18 protein-coding genes are annotated in these 18,956 nt (G+C 69.2%); 8 read left to right on the forward strand and 10 right to left on the reverse strand.

Going from position 1 to position 18,956, the window contains the following annotated elements; all coding sequences use genetic code 11:
• Positions 1-149 precede the first annotated feature (149 nt).
• Genes grxC through ACFQ27_RS02555 form a run of 3 tightly spaced genes read right to left on the reverse strand, consistent with a single transcriptional unit; the run spans position 150 to position 1,595 of the window.
• The gene (gene grxC, locus ACFQ27_RS02545; protein WP_374348863.1) at positions 150-407 is read right to left on the reverse strand and encodes a glutaredoxin 3; all 258 of its coding nucleotides are present in this window, start codon (positions 405-407) and stop codon (positions 150-152) included.
• A gap of 31 nt (positions 408-438) precedes the next feature.
• Positions 439-1,194 (reverse strand): ComF family protein, encoded by a 756-nt coding sequence (locus tag ACFQ27_RS02550; protein ID WP_377352304.1) that lies wholly within the window; start codon positions 1,192-1,194, stop codon positions 439-441.
• 47 nt (positions 1,195-1,241) lie between these two features.
• Positions 1,242-1,595: a hypothetical protein gene (locus ACFQ27_RS02555; protein ID WP_377352305.1), complete on the reverse strand. Its 354-nt coding sequence runs from the start codon at positions 1,593-1,595 to the stop codon at positions 1,242-1,244.
• Positions 1,596-1,840: 245 nt separating this feature from the next.
• Here ACFQ27_RS02555 and ACFQ27_RS02560 point away from each other — a divergent pair, with 245 nt between their 5' ends.
• The 5 genes from ACFQ27_RS02560 to ACFQ27_RS02580 all read left to right on the forward strand — a co-directional run bounded on the left by ACFQ27_RS02560 (position 1,841) and on the right by ACFQ27_RS02580 (position 6,812).
• Entirely contained in the window at positions 1,841-2,758 is a 918-nt protein-coding gene (locus ACFQ27_RS02560) for a methyltransferase domain-containing protein (RefSeq protein WP_377352307.1), read from the forward strand.
• The gene (locus ACFQ27_RS02565) at positions 2,759-3,346 is read left to right on the forward strand and encodes a hypothetical protein (RefSeq protein WP_377352309.1); all 588 of its coding nucleotides are present in this window, start codon (positions 2,759-2,761) and stop codon (positions 3,344-3,346) included.
• Between the two features lie 207 nt (positions 3,347-3,553).
• On the forward strand, positions 3,554-3,958 hold the full coding sequence (locus ACFQ27_RS02570) for a helix-turn-helix transcriptional regulator (RefSeq protein ID WP_377352310.1): 405 nt from the start codon (positions 3,554-3,556) through the stop codon (positions 3,956-3,958).
• Between the two features lie 105 nt (positions 3,959-4,063).
• Positions 4,064-4,600 carry a DUF4199 domain-containing protein gene (locus tag ACFQ27_RS02575; protein WP_377352311.1) on the forward strand — a complete coding sequence of 179 codons (537 nt, stop codon included), beginning with the start codon at positions 4,064-4,066 and terminating at the stop codon, positions 4,598-4,600.
• Between the two features lie 55 nt (positions 4,601-4,655).
• Positions 4,656-6,812: an acylase gene (locus ACFQ27_RS02580; RefSeq protein WP_377352312.1), complete on the forward strand. Its 2,157-nt coding sequence runs from the start codon at positions 4,656-4,658 to the stop codon at positions 6,810-6,812.
• Between the two features lie 147 nt (positions 6,813-6,959).
• Here the strand turns inward: ACFQ27_RS02580 and ACFQ27_RS02585 are convergent, their stop codons facing one another.
• Positions 6,960-10,199: an amidohydrolase family protein gene (locus tag ACFQ27_RS02585; protein ID WP_377352313.1), complete on the reverse strand. Its 3,240-nt coding sequence runs from the start codon at positions 10,197-10,199 to the stop codon at positions 6,960-6,962.
• A 290-nt stretch (positions 10,200-10,489) separates the two neighbouring features.
• Here ACFQ27_RS02585 and ACFQ27_RS02590 point away from each other — a divergent pair, with 290 nt between their 5' ends.
• Together ACFQ27_RS02590 and ACFQ27_RS02595 are read left to right on the forward strand one after the other, a co-directional pair.
• Positions 10,490-11,209, forward strand: coding sequence for a helix-turn-helix transcriptional regulator (locus tag ACFQ27_RS02590; protein ID WP_374347023.1), 720 nt, complete (start codon positions 10,490-10,492; stop codon positions 11,207-11,209).
• A gap of 63 nt (positions 11,210-11,272) precedes the next feature.
• A complete protein-coding gene (locus ACFQ27_RS02595) occupies positions 11,273-11,794 on the forward strand; it encodes a DUF1993 domain-containing protein (protein WP_377352314.1) in 522 nt (173 codons plus the stop codon).
• Positions 11,795-11,827: 33 nt separating this feature from the next.
• Here ACFQ27_RS02595 and ACFQ27_RS02600 read toward each other — a convergent pair whose 3' ends face one another.
• Genes ACFQ27_RS02600 through ACFQ27_RS02615 form a run of 4 tightly spaced genes read right to left on the reverse strand, consistent with a single transcriptional unit; the run spans position 11,828 to position 13,808 of the window.
• Positions 11,828-12,286: a VOC family protein gene (locus tag ACFQ27_RS02600; protein ID WP_377352315.1), complete on the reverse strand. Its 459-nt coding sequence runs from the start codon at positions 12,284-12,286 to the stop codon at positions 11,828-11,830.
• A gap of 53 nt (positions 12,287-12,339) precedes the next feature.
• Positions 12,340-13,203: a P-loop NTPase fold protein gene (locus ACFQ27_RS02605; RefSeq protein WP_377352317.1), complete on the reverse strand. Its 864-nt coding sequence runs from the start codon at positions 13,201-13,203 to the stop codon at positions 12,340-12,342.
• Between the two features lie 9 nt (positions 13,204-13,212).
• Positions 13,213-13,341, reverse strand: a complete 129-nt coding sequence (locus ACFQ27_RS02610) for a hypothetical protein (RefSeq protein WP_374347009.1) — start codon at positions 13,339-13,341, stop codon at positions 13,213-13,215.
• A gap of 44 nt (positions 13,342-13,385) precedes the next feature.
• Positions 13,386-13,808, reverse strand: a complete 423-nt coding sequence (locus ACFQ27_RS02615) for a (deoxy)nucleoside triphosphate pyrophosphohydrolase (RefSeq protein ID WP_377352319.1) — start codon at positions 13,806-13,808, stop codon at positions 13,386-13,388.
• 280 nt (positions 13,809-14,088) lie between these two features.
• Here ACFQ27_RS02615 and ACFQ27_RS02620 point away from each other — a divergent pair, with 280 nt between their 5' ends.
• On the forward strand, positions 14,089-15,516 hold the full coding sequence (locus ACFQ27_RS02620; RefSeq protein WP_374347005.1) for a DEAD/DEAH box helicase: 1,428 nt from the start codon (positions 14,089-14,091) through the stop codon (positions 15,514-15,516).
• 31 nt (positions 15,517-15,547) lie between these two features.
• Here the strand turns inward: ACFQ27_RS02620 and ACFQ27_RS02625 are convergent, their stop codons facing one another.
• Complete coding sequence (locus tag ACFQ27_RS02625) at positions 15,548-17,476, reverse strand: alpha/beta hydrolase family protein (protein WP_377352321.1); 1,929 nt, start codon at positions 17,474-17,476, stop codon at positions 15,548-15,550.
• An 86-nt stretch (positions 17,477-17,562) separates the two neighbouring features.
• Positions 17,563-18,921, reverse strand: coding sequence for a tetratricopeptide repeat protein (locus ACFQ27_RS02630; protein ID WP_377352323.1), 1,359 nt, complete (start codon positions 18,919-18,921; stop codon positions 17,563-17,565).
• Positions 18,922-18,956: the final 35 nt, after the last annotated feature.

An 18,956-nucleotide genomic window follows, 5' to 3' on the forward strand; every position in this document is an offset into this window, starting at 1 on the left:
AAGACCACAAAGGCGCGCTTTGCGCGCAATCGGTCCAGACATCGACGCCTCCAGATGAAGCGGCTTGGTGTCCTTCGCTTCCTTTGTGTCCTTCGTGTCCTGATACGACCTCGCCTGCGGCGCAGATCATCAGGAGGAAGTCCGACGCCTCAGGCCGCCAGCAGCGGGTCCAGCTCGCCGCGGGCTTCCAGGGCCATCATGTCGTCGCAGCCGCCGATGTGCTGATCGCCGATGAAGATCTGCGGGAAGGTCGCCCGCCCGCCGGCGCGCTGCATCATTTCCTGCTTCTTGGCCGGATCGAACGCCGCCTCGATCTCGTCGAAGGCGACACCCTTCTTCTCCAGCAGCGAGACCGCGCGGATGCAGTAGGGGCAGAAGGGCTTGGTGTAGATGGTGACCTTGCTCATGGCCTTCTAAACGCTGTTGTCCTCGAACGGACTATATGGGGCGGTTCGCCGCCTCTTTCACCCTCGCAATGACGGCCACATCGACGCAAGCCGCGCCGGCGGCCTTCAGGGCCCGCGCGCAGCCTTCCAATGTGGCGCCCGTGGTCATCACGTCATCGATCAGCAGGATGCGCTTGCCCACCACCCTTTTCGCCTGAGAGGCGGGCACGGCGAAGGCCGCCGCCACATTGCGCCGCCGCCCACCGCCGGACTTGCCGCCTTGGGTCTCCGTCGCCCGCACCCGGCGCAGCGCATCGGCCAGATAGGCCTTGTCCCACAGCCGGGCCAGGGGCCGCGCCACCTCCGCCGACTGGTTGAACCGACGCCGCAGCAGGCGGGTGGGATGCAGAGGCACGGGCGCGATCGCATCGGCGTCGGCCAGGAGATCCCGCGCGGCCCGGCTCAGCCAGCGCGCAAACATCGGCGCCAGGTCCGTGCGGTCCGCATGCTTCAACTGCAGGATCGGCCCGCGCGAAGCGTCGTCGTACAGGCACGCCGCGCGCGCCCGATCAAACGCCCGGGGCCTGGCCAGACACGCTGCGCACCGTACGCCTGGCCCTAGGCTGAATTCGAACGGCACGCCACAGCCGTCACAGACCGGATCGTCGAGGAAGGTCACCTGCGCCCAGGCTTCGGCGGACAGACCGCCGGTCAGGGCGCGGGCGCCGCCGTCCAGGGTCATGGGCGGGAGGATGAGGTCGAGCGCGGCCGTCGCGAGGCGTGTCAGGCTGAAGCCTGCAATATGCAACGGCTGCCGTCCGGCGCCAAACTGCCAAGCCTTACCCCTCGCCACCCTCAGTCCTTGCTCGGGCGGTCCAGCCGCCAGTCCAAGGCGAGGCACTCAAAGGTGTCATCGCGCAGATAGAAGAGGAAATGCCGGTGCACCTGCGTGGTGGGGCTGAGTACGGCCCAGTCGCTCGGCAGGTCGCGGTCCGGGTCATCCCCGACGATCTCAAAGAACTCCCCCCAGCGCGGCGCGAGGTCGCTGTAACGGCACTTGCCGCGATACCAGCCCTCATCATTGGTGGGTCCGAGCCGCCACCGCGCGCAGTCGTTGAACACCAAACTCCCGCGCTCACCCTCTAGCGCATCGAAGGCGAAGGCATTGAACTCGAAGTCCAGCTCCACAGTCGCACCGGACACGGTCACGCGTTCAGCGGGGGCGTTCGGCTCCGCGTTCCAGGTTCTATTCAGCTGAAGGAATCTTGGCGACGACACGCTCAAAGGTTGCATCAAGCCTAGGCTGGACGCCAGCGGGATCTCAATGCGACCAATAGTTAACCGCCCGGCTCCTCCAACGGGCTCCTGGCCGAATGCGCTTGAGGAGCTGGCGCAACACTTTCAACCGCGGCCCCGGTTCCCTCCAGCGCCGCGACACGCCATCTTGCGGGTTCATGTCGACGCCCCTCACCCCCCGCATCTTCGACCGCGCCCTGTTGCGCGCCCGGCTGGACCGCGCCGCGGCGACCTATGGCCAGGCCGATTTCCTCAAGCGCCGCGCCGCCGAGGACATCGTCATGCGGCTGGAGACGATCATCCGCGACTTTCCGGCGGCTGTCGATCTGGGCGCCCGCAACGGCGCCTTCGCCCGCGCCCTGGCAGAGAGCGACGCGGCATCCCGCGTGGGCCTGCTGGTCGAGACCGACATCTCACAAGGGATGCTGGCCGGCCGGGCAGGCGTCCGCGTCGCCGCCGACGAGGAGGCCCTGCCCTTCGCCTTCGCGAGCCTCGACCTGGTGGTCTCCAGCCTGGCCCTGCACTGGACCAATGACGTCGTCGGCGCCCTGATCCAGGTGCGCCGGGCGCTGAAGCCCGACGGCCTGTTCGTCGGCGCCCTTTTCGGCGGCGCGACCCTGACCGAGCTGCGCCAGGTCATGCTCGACGCCGAGGTGGAGCTGACCGGCGGCGCCGGCCCCCGCGTCTCGCCCTTCGCCGATCCCAACGACGCCGCCAGCCTATTGCAGCGGGCCGGCTTCGCCCTGCCGGTGGCCGATGTCGACCGGGTGACCGTGCGCTACGACCACCCCCTGAAGCTGATCGCCGACCTGCGAGCCATGGGCGAGACCAGCGTGCTGGCCGAACGCCACCCCCGCCCCCTCACCCGCGCCGTGCTGGGCCGCGCCTTCGAGCTCTATTTCGAGCGCTTCGCGGGCCCCGACGGCCGCATCCCCGCCACCTTCGAGATCCTCACCCTCACCGGCTGGACCCCGTCCTCCATCCAGCAACAGCCCCTCAAGCCCGGCTCGGCCAAAATGCGCCTGGCCGACGCGCTCAACACGGTGGAGCACCCGCTGCCGCGGGAGGAGGGGTGAGTGTCCGGAGTGGATGTCCGCTTCGTCGCCGGCCTGGATGACCACTCGACCTTCCCCGACATCGTGCGCGACGCCGGGTTGGACAAGCGTTTCGGCGTCATCCAGGACACCTATGTCCCCGACTCGCCGGACATGGTGTTCAACGAGACGCTCTGGCTGGCGCTGGTCGAGTTTGTCGGGACCTGGGCGCCGGACGGCGTCCTGACCGCTTGTCCGTCATTGGATCGCATGAAGGAACAGGCCTGGGACACGTTCCAGTCTGCCTGGCTGCTGCGGGCGCCGGAGGACCGCGATCCACCCGACGCCGTGTTCCTGCGCAGGGCGGACAAGCTGGTGCTCGGCCTGATCACCGACCCCTGGTACGCCATCGGGGGCCCGCCCCTCTACCACGACAGCTATACCTATTCGCTCTTCTCAAGCGCGGATCTGGGACCGCAAGTACAAGCGCATCTGAGGCAGGCGAACCTCGGCGGCCAATGGGCGCTGTCGGAGGAGGTCGTGCGGGTCTCACGGGTTCGACCGGGCGCCCAGGAACGGCTGCAGAAGGCCTTCAGTCTCGATTGGCTGAAGCCGCGTCCCAAGGCCTGAGTCCTCCAACCCAGGTCGTCATGGCCGGGCCTGTCCCGGCCACCCATGAACTCCGTTTGAGACGGCTGTGCGCTGGCTGCCCCGCCGCGCTCCAAACCCATCGATCCGGCGCGTATGGGTGGCCGGGACAAGCCCGGCCATGACGAGCGGTGGGGGCGTGGGATGAGCAGGATTGACGCCCGCACCTGATCCCGCACCATCCCAGTCATGGCGCGCACCATCCTCATCTGGGCCGTAGTCCTGGCCGCGGGGGCCTTCGCCCTCCAGTGGCTGGAGGCGCAGTACCTGCTGCGGGTGTTTCCGCGCGAGGCCTATGTGGGGCTGATCGGGCTGGGCTTTGCGCTGGGCGGCCTGTGGGTCGGCTGGCGGCTCAGCCATCGCCCGCCGGCGCCGGCCGCGCCCCTGGCCCCGGATAGTCTCGGGCTCACCGGCCAGGAGCGGAAGGTGCTCGCCGAGCTCGCCGCCGGCCGGTCCAACAAGGAGATCGCCCGGGCGCTCGGCCTGTCGCCCAATACGGTCAAGACCCACCTCGCCAACCTCTACGCCAAGCTCGAGGTCACCCGCCGCACCCAGGCGCTGAACCGGGCGCGGGAGGCGGGGCTCATCCCCTGACCCCCGCGCGCCGCGGAGAGGTGAGACGAATTCACCCTTTCGGGCGATGGCGCCACAGTGGCGCTGGCGACAGGCTCCGGGCCTGCGCAACACAAGGAGCCCGACATGGCCCGCCTCATCCTGACCTATGGCCTGATCTCGGGCCTCATCATTATCGCGGGCATCATCGCGACCCTGCCGCTGGCCCACAGTCCCGGCCATTCGGGCGGGGTTCTGCTGGGCTATCTGATCATGCTGATCGCCCTGTCGTCGATCCTGATGGGCGTGCGCCAGCATCGCGACCGGGTGCTGGGCGGCGCCATCGGCTTCTGGCCGGCCTTCGGGATCGGCCTGGCGATCGCCGCCGTGGCCTCGGTGGCCTATGTCGTCGCCTGGGAGGGCTATCTGGCGCTGACCCACTACCGTTTCATGGGCGAGTACGTGGAACAGACCCTGGCGGCCAAGCGGGCGGCGGGCGTCACCGGCGCGGCCTACGCCAAGCTTGCGGCCGAGCTGGAGGCGATGAAGGTCGCCTACGCCGATCCCGTCCAGCGCCTGCCCATGACCTTCCTGGAGATCTTCCCGGTCGGCCTTCTCGTGGCGCTGGCCAGCGCGGCCCTGCTGCGCAATCCGAAGTTCCTGCCGTCGAAGCCCGCCGGGTGATTTCCCAACCCGTCAAAAAGGCCTAGGTCTCCGGCTCCGTTCCGGAGACCGCCCCATGACCGACACGCCCGCGCCCAAGCCCACCGGCAAGCTCACCCTCTACCTGGTGCGCGGGATCATCGTCCTGATGGGCGTCTTCGTCCTGATCTCGGTGGTCATGAGCCTGATGGTGCGCAGCGCCGGGCCGAGCCCCGCCCTCGTCCAGCAGATGCTCGGCGCCGCCGACCGCTATGAGGTCCGCATCAAGCGCGACACCTACGGCGTGCCGCACATCTTCGGGCCCCGCGACGCCGACGTGGCCTTCGGCCTCGGCTTCGCCCACGCCGAGGACGACTTCATCACCATCCAGGAGACGGCGCTGACCTCGCGCGGCGACCTGGCCGCCGTGGTCGGCAAGTCCGGGGCGGTCACCGACTACCTGGCCCGCGTCCTGCGTGTGAAGGAGACGGTGGACGAGGGCTACGACAAGCTGCCCGCCGATGTCCGCCAGGTGGTCGAGGCCTATGCCGACGGGGTGAACTACTACGCCGCCCTGCACACCGCCCAGGCCGCGCCGGGCATGCTGCCCCTGACCGGCAAGGACATCGTCGCCGGCTTCATCTTCAAGACCCCGTTCTTCTACGGTCTGGACGGGACCCTGACCGAGCTGAACACCAAGGCGGAAGGCCCGGCCAAGAAGCTCCCCGTGGGCTCCAACGGCATCGCCATCGCCCCCTCGCGCTCCGCCGACGGCGCCACGCGCCTGCTGGTCAATTCGCACCAGCCCTATTCCGGCCCCGTCGCCTGGTACGAGGCGGTGCTGGAGAGCGGCCAGGGCTGGCACGTCGCCGGCGGCTTCTTCCCCGGCTCGCCCTTCATGCTGCACGGCCACAACGCGCATCTCGGCTGGGCCAATACGGTCAACAAGCCGGACCTGATCGACGTCTACCGCCTGACCGTGAACCCGGCGAACGAGAACCAGTACAAGCTGGACGGCCAGTGGAAGGCCTTCGAGGTCTCGGACGCGGCCTTGAAGGTCAAGGTGTTCGGCCCGCTCACCTGGACCGTCCACAGGCCGGTGCTGCGCTCAGCCTTCGGACCGGTGCTGAAGACACCCAACGGCGTCTTCGCCATCCGCTACGCCGGCATGGGCGAGATCCGCCAGGTCGAGCAGTACTACCGCCTCGACAAGGCCAAGGACTTGGCCGAATGGCGCGCGGCCATGGCCCTGCAGGCCCTGCCCTCGATCAACTACGTCTACGCCGACGAGAAGGGCAATATCGGCTACGTCTACAACGCCCAGTTCCCCAACCGCACGGCCAAGGCCGACTGGTCCGGGATCCTTCCCGGCGACCGTTCGGACCTGATCTGGAATGGCTACCTGCCCTTCGACAAGGTCCCGCAAATCTGGAATCCCAAGTCGGGCTACGTGTTCAACTCCAACAACACGCCGTTCGACGCCACCGCCCCGGCCGATGACCTGAAGCCCGCCGATTTCCCGGCCTCCATGGGCATCCAGACCAACACCACCAACCGGGCGATGCGGGCCCAGGAGACCTTCGGCGCGGATGCGTCGATCACGGCGGACGAGTTCGCGGCCTACAAGTTCGACATCGCCTACAGCCGTCGCTCCGAGGTCGCGGCCCTGATGGGCGAGCTCATCGCCCTCGACGCCAAGGGCGACGCCGACATCCTCGCCGCCCAGAAGATCCTCAAAGGGTGGGACCTGAAGACCGACGTGAAGAACCGTGGCGCGGCCCTGGCCCTGCTGGTCGCCCAGCCGGTGCTGACCGCCCGGGAGAAGCATCAGACCCCGGACCTGCGCGCAGCCCTGACCACCGCCATCGGTACGCTGAAGAAGCACTTCAAGCGGCTCGATCCGGAGTGGGGCGAGGTCAACCGCATCCGCCACGGCGACGTGGACCTCGGGATAGACGGCGGCCCGGACACCTATCGCGCCGTCTATGGCGAGCCCCAGAAGAACGGCAAGCTCACCGCCAAGGCCGGCGACACCTTCATCATGTTCGTGACCTGGGACAAAGCCGGCAAGCTCAGCTCCCAGAGCATCCACCAGTTCGGCGCGGCCACCAGCGACCCCCAGTCGCCCCACTACGCCGACCAGACCCCGATGTTCGTGGCCATGAAGATGAAGCCGGTCCTGTTCACGGCTGACCAGCTCAAAGGCCACATCGAAGAGGACTACACGCCGAAGGACCGCGCGCCGAAGCAGTAGGTCCTCCCCCGCTGGGGGAGGTGGCCCAGAGGGCCGGAGGGGGCCGCTTGCGCCAGCAAGCGGTTGCTGACTCAGCTACCGCCCCTCCGGGTCGGCCCCCTCAGTCGCTCCGCGACAGCTCCCCCAGAGGGGGAGCAACTTAGGGCATCAGTCCTCGGTCTCGGCCCGGGCCGCGGCGGCGGCCGCGCCGGCGCCCCAGGCTTCGCCGCCGGCGTCCTGGAACCAGAAGGGCTTGCGCGCCGGACCACCGAGCTCGGTCATGCTGAGCGCGTCGAACACCCGCCCGTTGGCCACCGTGTACTTGATGGCCGTGGTGTTGCGGATGTTCTCCAAGGGGTTCGCGTCCAGCACCAGGAGGTCGGCGAGCTTGCCCGGCTCCAGCGAGCCCAGGTCCTTGTCCAGGCCCAGGTACTTGGCGCCGGACAGGGTCGCGGCGTTCAGCACCCGCATCGGCGACATGCCGCCTTGGGCCATCATCCACATCTCCCAGTGCGCGCCCAGGCCCTCACGTTGGCCGTGCGCGCCCAGGTGGACGCCGACGCCCACGTCATCGAGCGCCTTCACGCCCCGGGCGATGTCGATGTGGTTGTCCTCGTCGGCCGGGATCATGGTCCGGCGCCGCGCGCGGCTGTCCAGGATACGGCGCGGCACGTATTGCGACAGCCGCGGGTCGGCCCAGACGTCAGAGTGCTGGTACCAGTAGTTCTCCCCGAACGAGCCGCCATAGGCGACGATCAGGGTCGGCGTGTAGCCCACGTCCGACTGGCCCCAGAGCTGCAGCACGTCATCATAGATCTTGGCCGGCGGGATCGAGTGCTCCACCCCGGTGTGGCCGTCGACCACCATGGTCATGTCGTGCTCGAACAGGGAGCCGCCCTCGGGCACCACCATCATCTTCAGCTGGCGGGCCGCCTCGATGATCTGCTGACGCTGGTCGCGGCGGGGCTGGTTGTAGCTCTTCACGCTGAAGGCCCCGAGCGCCTGCATGCGGCGCAGGGCCGAGAGCGCGTCGTCCAGGCTATCGACCTGGGTCGTATAGGGCGCCTTGGCCCCATAGAGGATGGTCCCGGTCGAGAAGATCCGCGGCGCGAGGATGTCGCCCGCCTTGGCCAGCTCACTGGCCGCGAAGATCTCGGCGCTGTCGTTCGACGGGTCGTGCAGGGTGGTCACCCCGAAGGACAGGGCGGCGTAGTTGATCCAGCTGCGCTGCGGGATGATCTGGTCCGAGCCCATGGAGCCGTGCCAGTGGACGTCGATCAGGCCGGGCATGATGGTCTTGCCGGCCACGTCGATCACCTTGGCCCCGGCGGGAACCGCGACGCTGGCGCGGGGGCCGACCGCGACGATGCGGTTGGCCTCGATCACCACCGTCCCGTCCTCGATCACCTGGTCGCCCTTCATGGTGATGATCCGGGCGCCGGTCAGGGCCAGCTTGCCGGTGGGCGCGGCGTACGGAACCGTGAAGCCGAGGTCAGTCCCATGCTCCGCCGGCTTGGGCAGGTCCTTGGGCGCCCCGTCGGCGAAGGCGAAGGCGTCCTTCACGTCGCGCGCATAGAGCTCCGAGCCGAGCGACCACCAAAGGCGCGAGGAATCGCCTGCCCAGTGCAGGTAGTTCCCGGCGTCGCGGGTGACGCGCGCCACCGGGAAGGCCGTAGTCTTGGGCGACAGCTCGACCGCCTTGCCGGTGGTGACCAAGGGGCTGACATAGGCGTTGAACCGCTCGGTCCACGCCACCCACTTCTGGTCGGGAGAGACCGCGTATTCGGTGGCGAAGTCGCTGATGACGTGGGTCCGCTCGTCGGCGCCGTCAAGGCTGATGGACTTCAGCGCCCGCTTACCTTCGGCCTCGCGGCTGACGAAGAACACCCGGTTCGCGTCCGATCCGAACTCCGGTTGCTCGCCGTCCTTCAGCAGACGGACGGGTTTTGAGCCGCCCTTGGCCGAGGCCACATAGAGCCCGGTGTCCTGGCCCCAGACCGCCGACAGCAGGTAGCCGTCCGTGGTGGCGCGGTAGACCACCTTGGCCCCGTCAGGGCTGAAGGCAGGCTCCAGGTAATGCCCCGGCTGGGCCGTGATCACCCGGCCCTCACCGCCCGTGGCCGGAACCACGCGCACCGTGCCGAACGCATCGTCGTTCCAGGTCGTGTAGACGATGGATTTCCCGTCGCGGGACCAGGCCGGATAGTACTCGTCGTCCGCGCTCTGCTGGGTCAGGCGCTTGGCCGCCCCGCCCTTCAGGTCCTTGATCCACAGCTTGCCCAGCGCCTGGTAGACCACCTTGTCGCCCTTGGGCGAGACGGCCGTCCAGCGCAGCATGCGCACCTTGAAGTCCTTGGGCGCCACCTCGACGGGGAAGCGCACGGCGCTCTCGATCCGCCGCGTCGCCTTCACATGGAACGGGATGTTGCTGACCGACTTGGTGGCCACATCGATCCGGTTCAGCTTGCCGCCGGCCCAGAACACGATGGCCTTGTCGTCGGGGGTCCAGGCCATGGCCGGATAGACCCCGTGGATGGCCCAGGTCTCCTGCATGTCGCGGTCCAGCCCGTCATAGAGCGGGATCTCGCGGCCCGAGGCGATGTCCATCACATAGAGGGTCGACTTGTACCGGACCCGCCGGATGAAGGCCAAGGCCTTGCCGTCATGGCTGGGGGTCGGACGGATCGAGCCCCCGGGGCCGTTCAGGTACTGGCTGACCTCGCCGGTCTGCCGGTCCAGCCGCTGGATCACATAGATCTGGCCGTTGACGTCCTTGGAGTACTGAAAGATCCCGCCCGGCGTCACGTCGTCGCTGAAATAGAGGTAGCGGCCGTCCGGCGAGAAGGCCGGCTCGTTGGTGTCCTTCTCGTCCGTGCGCTTCTTGGTCAGCTGCACGCCATCGCCGCCCGAGCGGTGATAGAGCCACATCTCCCCGGCCCCCAGCGAGCGGGTGTTGGTGAAGTGCTTGCGCGCGACGATGAACTCGCTGTCCGGCGACCAGGCCGGCTGGTTCAGCAGGCGGAAGGTCTCTTTGGTGACGGCGCGCAGGTCAGAGCCGTCGCGGTTCATCACCCAGATATTGTCGCCGCCGCCCCGGTCCGAGGTGAAGGCGATCCAGCGGCCATTGGGCGAATAGCGGGGCTGCATGTCCCAGGCGACGCCGGTCGTCAGGGCCTTGGCCTCGCCGCCCGCAATCGGGATCACATAGAGGTCGCCCAGCAGGTCAAAGACCACCTCCTTGCCGTCCGGGCTCACATCCAGGGACAGCCAGGTGCCGGAGGTGACGTCGATCTTGGCGTCCTTCGCCGGCCCAGGCGGGGCGTTCACGTCCCATTTGGGGGCCTCGGCCAAAGCCGGACCGGACAGCGCGACCACCGCAACACAGGCGGCGAAAAGACGGCGTAACATGTGACCCCCAAGGACTGCGGCCCTATCCCATAGGCTCAGACGGGCGGGGGTCAACCGCCCATCCCCTTCCAAAAATAGAACCGTCATGGCCGGGCTTGTCCCGGCCACCCATGAACTCCGCGGTGGACGCAGATGTGCGAGCCGAACCACCACACCCCAATCCCATAGTCAGGCGCGTATGGGTGGCCGGGACAAGCCCGGCCATGACGTTCAGGGGGCGGTGATGAAACTTGTCTCCTGCCACCCTGCTGACAGTATGCTGGCGCCAGGGAGAGCGCATACCGATGTCCATGCGACGCGCCGACAGACTGTTCCAGATCATCCAGATCTTCCGCCGCTCCCGCCGGCCGATCACCGCCGACGCCATCGCGCTGGAGCTCGAGACCTCCAAGCGCACCATCTATCGCGACATCGCCGACCTGATGGCCCAGCGGGTGCCGATCCGGGGCGAGGCGGGCGTGGGCTATGTGCTGGACGGCGGCTATGACCTGCCGCCCCTGATGCTCACCCCCGACGAGATCGAGGCCGCGGTTCTGGGCGCCCAGTGGGTGGCCAGCCGGGGCGACCCGGCGCTGGCCCGCGCGGCCAAGGACCTGATCGGCAAGATCGGCGCGGCGGTGCCCGAGCGCCTGCGGCCCTATGTGATCGAGCCCGCCTCAGGCGCCCCGCCGGCCTGGAAGGTCGTCCCCGACGGCCTCGACATGGCCCGGGTCCGCGCCCACATCCACGCCGGCCGCAAGATCCGGCTGGCCTACAAGGACGAGGCCGGCGCCGACAGCGAGCGGATCATCTGGCCGGTGACCATCGGCTATCGCGACACCACCCGCATGCTGGTCGCCTGGTGCGAACTGCGCGCCGACTTCCGCAGCTTCCGCACCGACCGGGTCACCGACGCCGAGTTCCTGGAAGACCGCTATCCCGAGCGCCCCGCCGTCCTGCGCGCCAAGTGGCGGCGCCAGATGGAGGAGATGCGCGCCCAGTGGCGCAAGACCGAGCCCTCCCCGAACTGAGCCCTGGCGCCCCGCCTCGCGCCGACCTATCTGCCTCGCTCAACTCTTCGATTGGATTTCCAGATGAGCTTTTCCCTCTACGACGCCTCGGCGCCCGTCTACCTGAACATGCTGCGCAACCTGGTCGCCATTCTCGACAAGGCCGCCGCCCACGCCCAGGCCAACGGCGTCGATATCGCCACCTATCTGGACGCCCGGATCGCGCCGGACATGCATCCCCTGACCCGCCAGATCCAGATGGTCAGCGACGGCGCCAAGGGCGGCGTCGCCCGCCTGGCCGGCGTCGAGGCGCCCAGCATGCCCGACACCGAGACCACCTTCGCCGAGCTGAAGGAGCGCCTGGCCAAGACCATCGCCTATGTCGAGAGCCTCAAGCCGGAACAGATCGCCGGCCGCGAGGACGAGACCATCGAGCTGAAGTTCCCGGGCCAGACCATGACCTTCACCGGCGCGAGCTTCCTGACCACCTTCTCGATGCCGAACTTCATGTTCCACGTCACCACCGCCTACGCGATCCTGCGCGCCCAAGGCGTGCCGCTCGGCAAGATGGACTTCCTGGCCGGCGCCCGGATGGCCGGCGCCTGACCTGGCTGGGCGGGGAGGCTCACCCCTCCCCGCTCACCCCGCGACCGCCGCCTCCAGGGCCGCGATGTCGAGCTTGGACATGGTGAACATGGCTTGCCGCGCCCGCTCGGCCTTCACCGGGTCTGGATGCCCCAGGCAGGCGTGCAGCTGCACCGGCACGATCTGCCACGACACGCCGAAGCGGTCCTTCAGCCAGCCGCAGCGGCCAGGCTCCCCGCCATCAGCGGTCAGCGCGGCCCACAGGCGATCGACCTCAGCCTGGTCCTGGCAGGACACCGACATCGAGAAGGCCTCGTTCAGCTTGAAGTGCGGCCCGCCGTTGAGGGCGATGAACTCCACCCCATCCAGCTTGAAGCTGACGGTCAGGGGCGGCCCGCCTGGCCCCGCGGCCTCGCCGCCCGTGACCTCGGAATTGGGGAACAGGCTCACATAGAAGCGGGCCGCGTCCAGGGCGCCGCTCTCGAGCCACAGGAACGGGGTGACTTTCGGCATGGCTCACATCCTCCTTATGACCCGAGGACGGCTGCGCCGGCGCCTCGCCGACATCAGGCGATGATTTTCCGCCCCTCGTCCATGGGCAGGACCAGATCGGCGCGGGCGGGCATGTCGGCCAGGATCCAACGGGTCAGGCGTTCGTAGTGAGCGATGAAGCGGGCGACGCCAGCGTCGTCCATCGCCCGGCCCTGGTCCTGTCCCTCCGCCGCCAATCGGGCCCGCAGCTTGGCCTCCTGCTCGCGGCGCCAGGCCAGCACCACCTCGAAGCCCGGCGCGCGTAACAGCACCTGGAAGCCGATGGGCGCGAACAGCCGCCGATAGGGGCCGGCCAGGGCGGCGTTGACGTAAGCGCGCCAGGCGCCGCCCGCGTCCTCCTCCCGCTCCAGGGTGTTGACCGGGGCAGCGAGGTCGGCCTCGGCTTGCGGCCGCGCGCCGACGCACCAGCCCTCGAACAGGATCACATCCACCGGCCCTGCGATCACCGGCCAGGTCTCCGGCGCGGCGCGGTCATCCACCGCCTTGTCGAAGCGCGGCAGGGCGATGCGGCCGGACTGGGCCAGGGCCGCCAGCACCTGGACGCCCAGGTCCACATCGTGCGTCCCCGGAACGCCGCGGGTCGCCAGCAAAGGATGGACCTCGCGGGCCAGGACCTGCCGTTCGGCGCGGGTCAGATAGAGGTCATCGATCGACAGGGTGGCGACCTTCAGGCCCCGCGCCTCGAGCTGGTGCGCCAGGACGGCGCTCAGGGTGGACTTGCCGCTCCCCTGCGCCCCGCAGATCCCGACCACAAAGCCTGGCCCTGTGCGGCGCGCCACGATGGTGTCGGCCAGCGGCGTGCAGACCCGCTCGACCACCTGGGCATAGGCGGGCGGCAGGCCCTCGGCGGCCAGGAATCGGGAAAGCCAGTCGTCCATAAGACGAGATTAGCTGATCGCCGCCTCGATGGCCGTCGCGGCCCGGGTCAGGATGTCATAGAGCTTGGTCTCAAACACGCTGAAGGCGGTGACCAGGGCCACGCCCAGCACGCCGGCGAAGATGGCGTATTCCACCATGGTCGCACCGGTCTCGTCAGCGGCGAACCGGGCCAGGAACCGGCCTAGATTAGGTCGCGCAGCCAGGCCACCAGCGGCGCGTCGGCCGGGGGCATCGGATAGTCGCCGAGTTTCGCAGGTTTCACCCATGCCAGCGCCGAATGCTCCTTGGCCTCGACCACGCCGTCCCACCGACGGACCAGGTACAATGGCATGAGCAGGTGAAATGAATCGTAACCGTGGCTGGCGAACACGAAGGGCGCCAGGCAGGCGTTGTTGACCGTGATCCCCAGTTCCTCGTTCAGCTCGCGGATCAGGCAGGCCTCCGGCGTCTCGCCGGCCTCGACCTTGCCGCCCGGAAACTCCCACAGGCCGGCCAGTGACTTGCCGGGCGGCCGCTGGCAGATCAGCACCCGGCCATCGGAGTCGACCAGGGCGGCGGCGGCGACGAGCAGCATGGACTTTGTCTGGGATTGGGGCTCGGACATGGCCCTTCCTCGCGGGCTGGGCGGCAAATTGCAATGGCCGCGCAACCTTGACTTTCCGCGCCCCAGGCCTCATTTGCATGTTGCGCTGCAAAAAACCTGTGGCGCTATCGGCGCTCCAGTCGCGTGATGGTCCCGGGTTCGGGACCAGCCTGTCGAGCGCCCTGAAGAGATCGCATAGATCGCCCCGCCACGCGGGGGCTTTCCACAAATGACCCGCGTCCCCGCGACCCTCGCTTGCAGCGATGGGCCGGTCTCGGCGCACATGTGAGAGATCTGACACTTGACTCAATTCACCGACCTCGGCCTGGCCAAGCCCCTGCTCAAGGCGCTCGCCGACGAGGGCTATGTCACCCCGACCCCGATCCAGGCCCAGGCCATTCCGGGCGTGATGACCGGCCGCGACCTCCTGGGCATCGCCCAGACCGGCACCGGCAAGACCGCCGCCTTCGCCCTGCCCCTGCTGCACCGGATCGCCAATGACCGGAAGCCGGCCCCGCGCCGCGGCTGCCGCGTCCTGGTGCTGTCGCCCACCCGCGAGCTGGCCACCCAGATCGCCGAGAGCTTCAAGACCTATGGCGCCCACCTGGGCGTCTCGGTGGCCGTGGTGTTCGGCGGCGTGAAGTACGGCCCGCAGATGCGCGCCCTGGCTGGCGGCGTCGACGTGCTGGTGGCCACCCCTGGCCGCCTGATCGACCACCTGCAGGAGAAGTCCATCACCCTGCAGGGCGTCGAGACCTTCGTCCTCGATGAAGCCGACCAGATGCTGGACATGGGCTTCATCGTCCCGATCCGGCGGATCGTGAAGCAGCTGCCGCGCATGCGCCAGAACCTGTTCTTCTCGGCCACCATGCCGAGCGAGATCGAAAGCCTGGCCGCCGAGCTCTTGAACCCGAACCCCCTGAAGGTGTCGGTGACCCCGCCCTCGACCACCGTCGAGCGCATCAAGCAGAAGGTCATCTTCGTCGAGAGCGCCCGCAAGCGCGCCCTCTTGAACGAGCTGTTCGCCGAGCGGGCCTTCAAGCGGGTGATCGTCTTCACCCGGACGAAGCGCGGCGCCGACCGGGTGGCCAAGTCCCTGGAACAGGCCGGCGTCACCGCCGCCGCCATCCACGGCGACAAGAGCCAGGGCCAGCGCGAGCGCGCCCTGGCCGCCTTCAAGGCCGGTGAGGTCCAGGCCCTGGTCGCCACCGACATCGCCGCCCGCGGCATCGACATCGACGCCGTCAGCCACGTGGTCCAGTACGAGCTGCCGCACGTGCCGGAGGCCTATGTGCACCGCATCGGCCGGACCGCCCGGGCCGGCGCCGACGGCTCGGCCATCGCCTTCTGCGGCGAAGAAGAACGCGGCCTGCTGAAGGACATCCAGAAGGTCACCCGCCAGACGATCCCGCATGAGGATCGCCGGGGCGACAAGAGCCTGCACCTGATGACCACCCACATGCCGGCCGAAGCCGCCGGCGAGGGCCGTCAGCGCCAGCCGCATCGCAAGGGCGGAAACCCGGACCGCCGGCCCGAGGGCCGCTCGGACCTGCCGCCCGGCCTGCGCAAGACCCGCAACCGCAAGCGCTCCGGCGGCGGCGCGGCGGCTGGCGGCAAGCCCCCGGGCCGTTCGGGTCCTGGCGCCTCGACCACGCCCATCGACCAGTCCCAGTTCAAGGGCCCCAAGCGCCAGGCCGCCGAGCCCAAGCGCTGGAGCCCCCTGGACTAAAACCTTAGGGCGCGATCCTCCGGGCTGCAGATCAGTCCGGAGGATTGTGCTTTTCGACAAAGGCGACGGCGGCGTTCAGCAGGGCGATGCGGGACGGCTCGTCCGACAGCCAGTGATCCTCGCCCTTCAGGGTGACCATCTGCACCGGCTTGCCCGCGCTCTTCAGGGCCCGCTCCATCGTCTTGCTCTGCTCAATCGGCACGACCGTATCGTCGGCGCCGTGGATCAACAGGATCGGCGCCTGGGCCTTGTCGGCCTGGCGAGCGGGCGAGATGTCCGCCGCCCCCGGTCCGGACGAGGCCCCCACGAGTTCGGTCCAGAACCGGCGGGCCCGTGAATCTCCCTGCTGGCGGACATTCACCCAGATAATGAACTTGGGCAGGTCCGTGACCGGGGCGACCGACACCGCGCATCGGTAGATGTCCTTCTGCAGGGTCACGCCGGCCAGGGCGGCGTATCCGCCGTAACTGGCGCCCACGATGCAGACCCGCTTGGGATCGATCAGGCCCTCGGCGGCCAGGGCGGCGACGCCGTCGGACAGGTCCGTCTGCATCTTGCGGCCCCATTCGCCCTGGGCGGCCCGGCGGAAGTCTTCCCCATAGCCCAGCGTGCCCCGATAGTTGGGCTGCAGCACGGCATAGCCCCGCGACGCAAAGGCCTGGGCGATCCAGTCGAAGCCGGGCTGATCGCCGGGCACGATCGGCCCGCCATGCGGCAGGATCACCAGGGGCAGGCCCTTGGCTGGACGCCCGCCCGGAAGGGTCAGGGCGCCTTCCAGGGGCAGGCCGTCCGCCGCCTTGTAGGCGAACATCCGCGACTCCCCGACGTCGGCGTCATGGACGGCGGGATACTCGAAGCCGATGGGCTTGGCCGACTTGGCGGCGATGTCGATGTTCCAGTAGGTGCCGGAATCGCCAGCGCCTTCGGTGTGGACCAGCATGTGGGTCATGCCGCTGTCGGCCGAGGCGATGTAGGACCGCTTGGTGCGGAACGCGCGGCGGGCCATCTCGACCCGCTTCTGCAGCGCCGGATCGTACATTTCGATCTTGGCCCCGCTGTCGCTGACCATCCCGATGACCAGGTGCGAGATGGGATCGCGCAGCGCATAGGCCGTGTTGTCACCCTGGGACAGCGCCTCCCCGGCGCCGCCCGAGACCGGGAGCTCCCGCAAGATCCGACCCGAGGCCCCCTCCTCGCTCAGGAGGACGGTGTCCGCCCTGCGGCCAAGCCCAAGGATCTCGATGGCGTTGACGCCCTCCTTATTGCGGGCGCTGTGCAGCACGGCTCCGCCCTTTGCGCCGGCGCGCACCTGGAAGACTTCGCCGTGGGTGTCGAAGGCGCTGCGGGCCACCACCTCGCCCTGGGCGTTGACCGCCCAGTCGCTGTCGCCCGCGCCGGCCTGGCTGATCTGGACCGCCTCGCCGGTGTCGAGGTCGACCCGATAGAGGTTCGGCTGAATTGGCCTGGGATTGAAGGTGGGCATGACCTGTTCGTAAGTCACCCCGCCCACATAGGCGTACCAGCGGCCATCCACCTCGGCGGCGCCGTACCAGCCGAACACGGCGCCCAGCATGGTGCGTGACTTGTCGAAGATGACCAGGGCCTTGCCGGTCTTCAGGTTAAGCACCCCGGCGCCCATCCATTCCTGGCGCGGAAAGCCTAGGGCCGGCGCGTTGATGCTGGCGCTGCCTAGCATGACCACGTGGTCGTCCCCGGCCCAGAACACCCGGCGCAGGTTCTGGGACCCCAGCGAGACCTGGGTTTCAGCGACCGCGTTGCTGGTGGCGACGAGCAGGCTCTGGGTCCCGCCATGGCGGACCACCATGGCGATGCGCTCGCCCCGGGGCGAAAGGGCCATGAACTCCACGCCGGGCAGCTTGCCATAGGCCTCCAGCGGCGGCGCGGCCTGGGCCAGGGTCGCCGTGGCCAGCCAGGCGGCGAGAAGCAGGAACAGTCTCAAGAAACACCCCCCATGGCGCGGCGACTCCGCGGCGCGCCCCCGAGGGACTATTCCCGAGGCCGAGCGGAAGCTCAACCTTTACGCGTTTAGCGCAGCGCCGCGCGTCCTGGGGCGAAACCCTGGAACAGGGCGCCGACCTCGGCGTCGAGGGCGGTGGCGTGGTCGATGTCGGACTGGCCGGACTTCAGGGCGCCCAGGGACAGACGGGCGACGCCGCGGCCATACCAGGCCTTGGCCATGGCGGGCCGCAGCGCGATGGCGGCGGCGAAATCGGTCTCGGCCTTGGCCGCCTGCCCCAGGCGCAGCCAAAGAAGCCCGCGATTGAACACCGCCGGCAGGGCCTTGGGATCCAGGCTGATGGCCCGGTCATAGTCGGCGATGGCGCGGGCGGAGTCGCCCTTCACCCGCCAGACCGCGCCGCGGCCGCCATAGGCCAGGGCGTCCTTGGGATCGCGGGCCAGGGCCTGGTCATAGTCGGCCAGGGCGCCGTCATAGTCGGCCAGGCCGAAGCGCTCCGCCGCCCGGCGGCGCAGCAGGTAGGCGCTCTCAGGCTGCTGGGCGAGGGCGGCGGTGAAGTCGGCCTCGGCGCCGGCATGGTCCTCGGCGTCGGCGCGCAGTTCGGCCCGCGCCACCAGGGCGGCCAGGAACTTCGGCGACAGGGCCAGGGTCTGGTCATAGTCGCGGGCGGCGGCGGCCTCGTCGCCCAGGGCGCGCTGGGCCACGCCGCGCACGAAATAGACGAAGGCGCGAGGCCGAAGCGCCACGGCCTGGTCCAGGGCCGCCAGGGCGCGCTTGGCGTCGCCCTCCAGCAGCCAGGCCCGGCCCAGCATCTCGTAGATGTCCGGGTCATCCTGGGCGCCGGCGGCCAGGGGCAGCAGGTCCTCCAGCGCGCCCTTGCCGTCGCCGGACCGCAGGCGGACGTCGCCGCGCAGCTCGTGCAGCCAGCGGCTTTCCGGCTTCTGGGCCAGGGCGTTGGAGAAATCCTCAGCCGCGCCGGCAAGGTCGCCCCGCGCCGCGCGCACCTGTCCCCGGCCGCCCAGGGCCAGCACATCGGAGGGATCGACGGCCAGGACATGGCCGAAGTCAGCCTCGGCCTTGTCGAACTCGCCCTTCAGCCGCCAGGCCTCGCCGCGCATGTCGTAGGCGATGGCCAGGTCCGGCGCCGCCTCGATGGCCGGGTTGAGCTCGGCCAGGGCGGCCTCGGCGTCCCCGTTCGACAGGGCCAGCAGGGCGCGGGTCAGGCCGCCGGCGACCGCCAGGCGGCCCCGCATCAGCGCGGCCTCATAGGCCTCCAAGGTCGGGCTGGCGTAGCCGGGAGCCGTGACGTCCGGCGGGTCCAGGCTGGGACGCGCCTGGGCGCCGGCGGCGGCCAGCCAGGCCACCCCTGCGATAAAGACGCCCAGTCTGCGCAACTCATCCCCCTGCAACAGCCTGCACGTGAGCATGCAAGGCCGCGCCTGCGCCAGCCGGCTCGCGCCCA

Origin of the sequence: Phenylobacterium conjunctum, assembly GCF_042679085.1 — a bacterium.
Taxonomy (GTDB): domain Bacteria; phylum Pseudomonadota; class Alphaproteobacteria; order Caulobacterales; family Caulobacteraceae; genus Phenylobacterium; species Phenylobacterium conjunctum.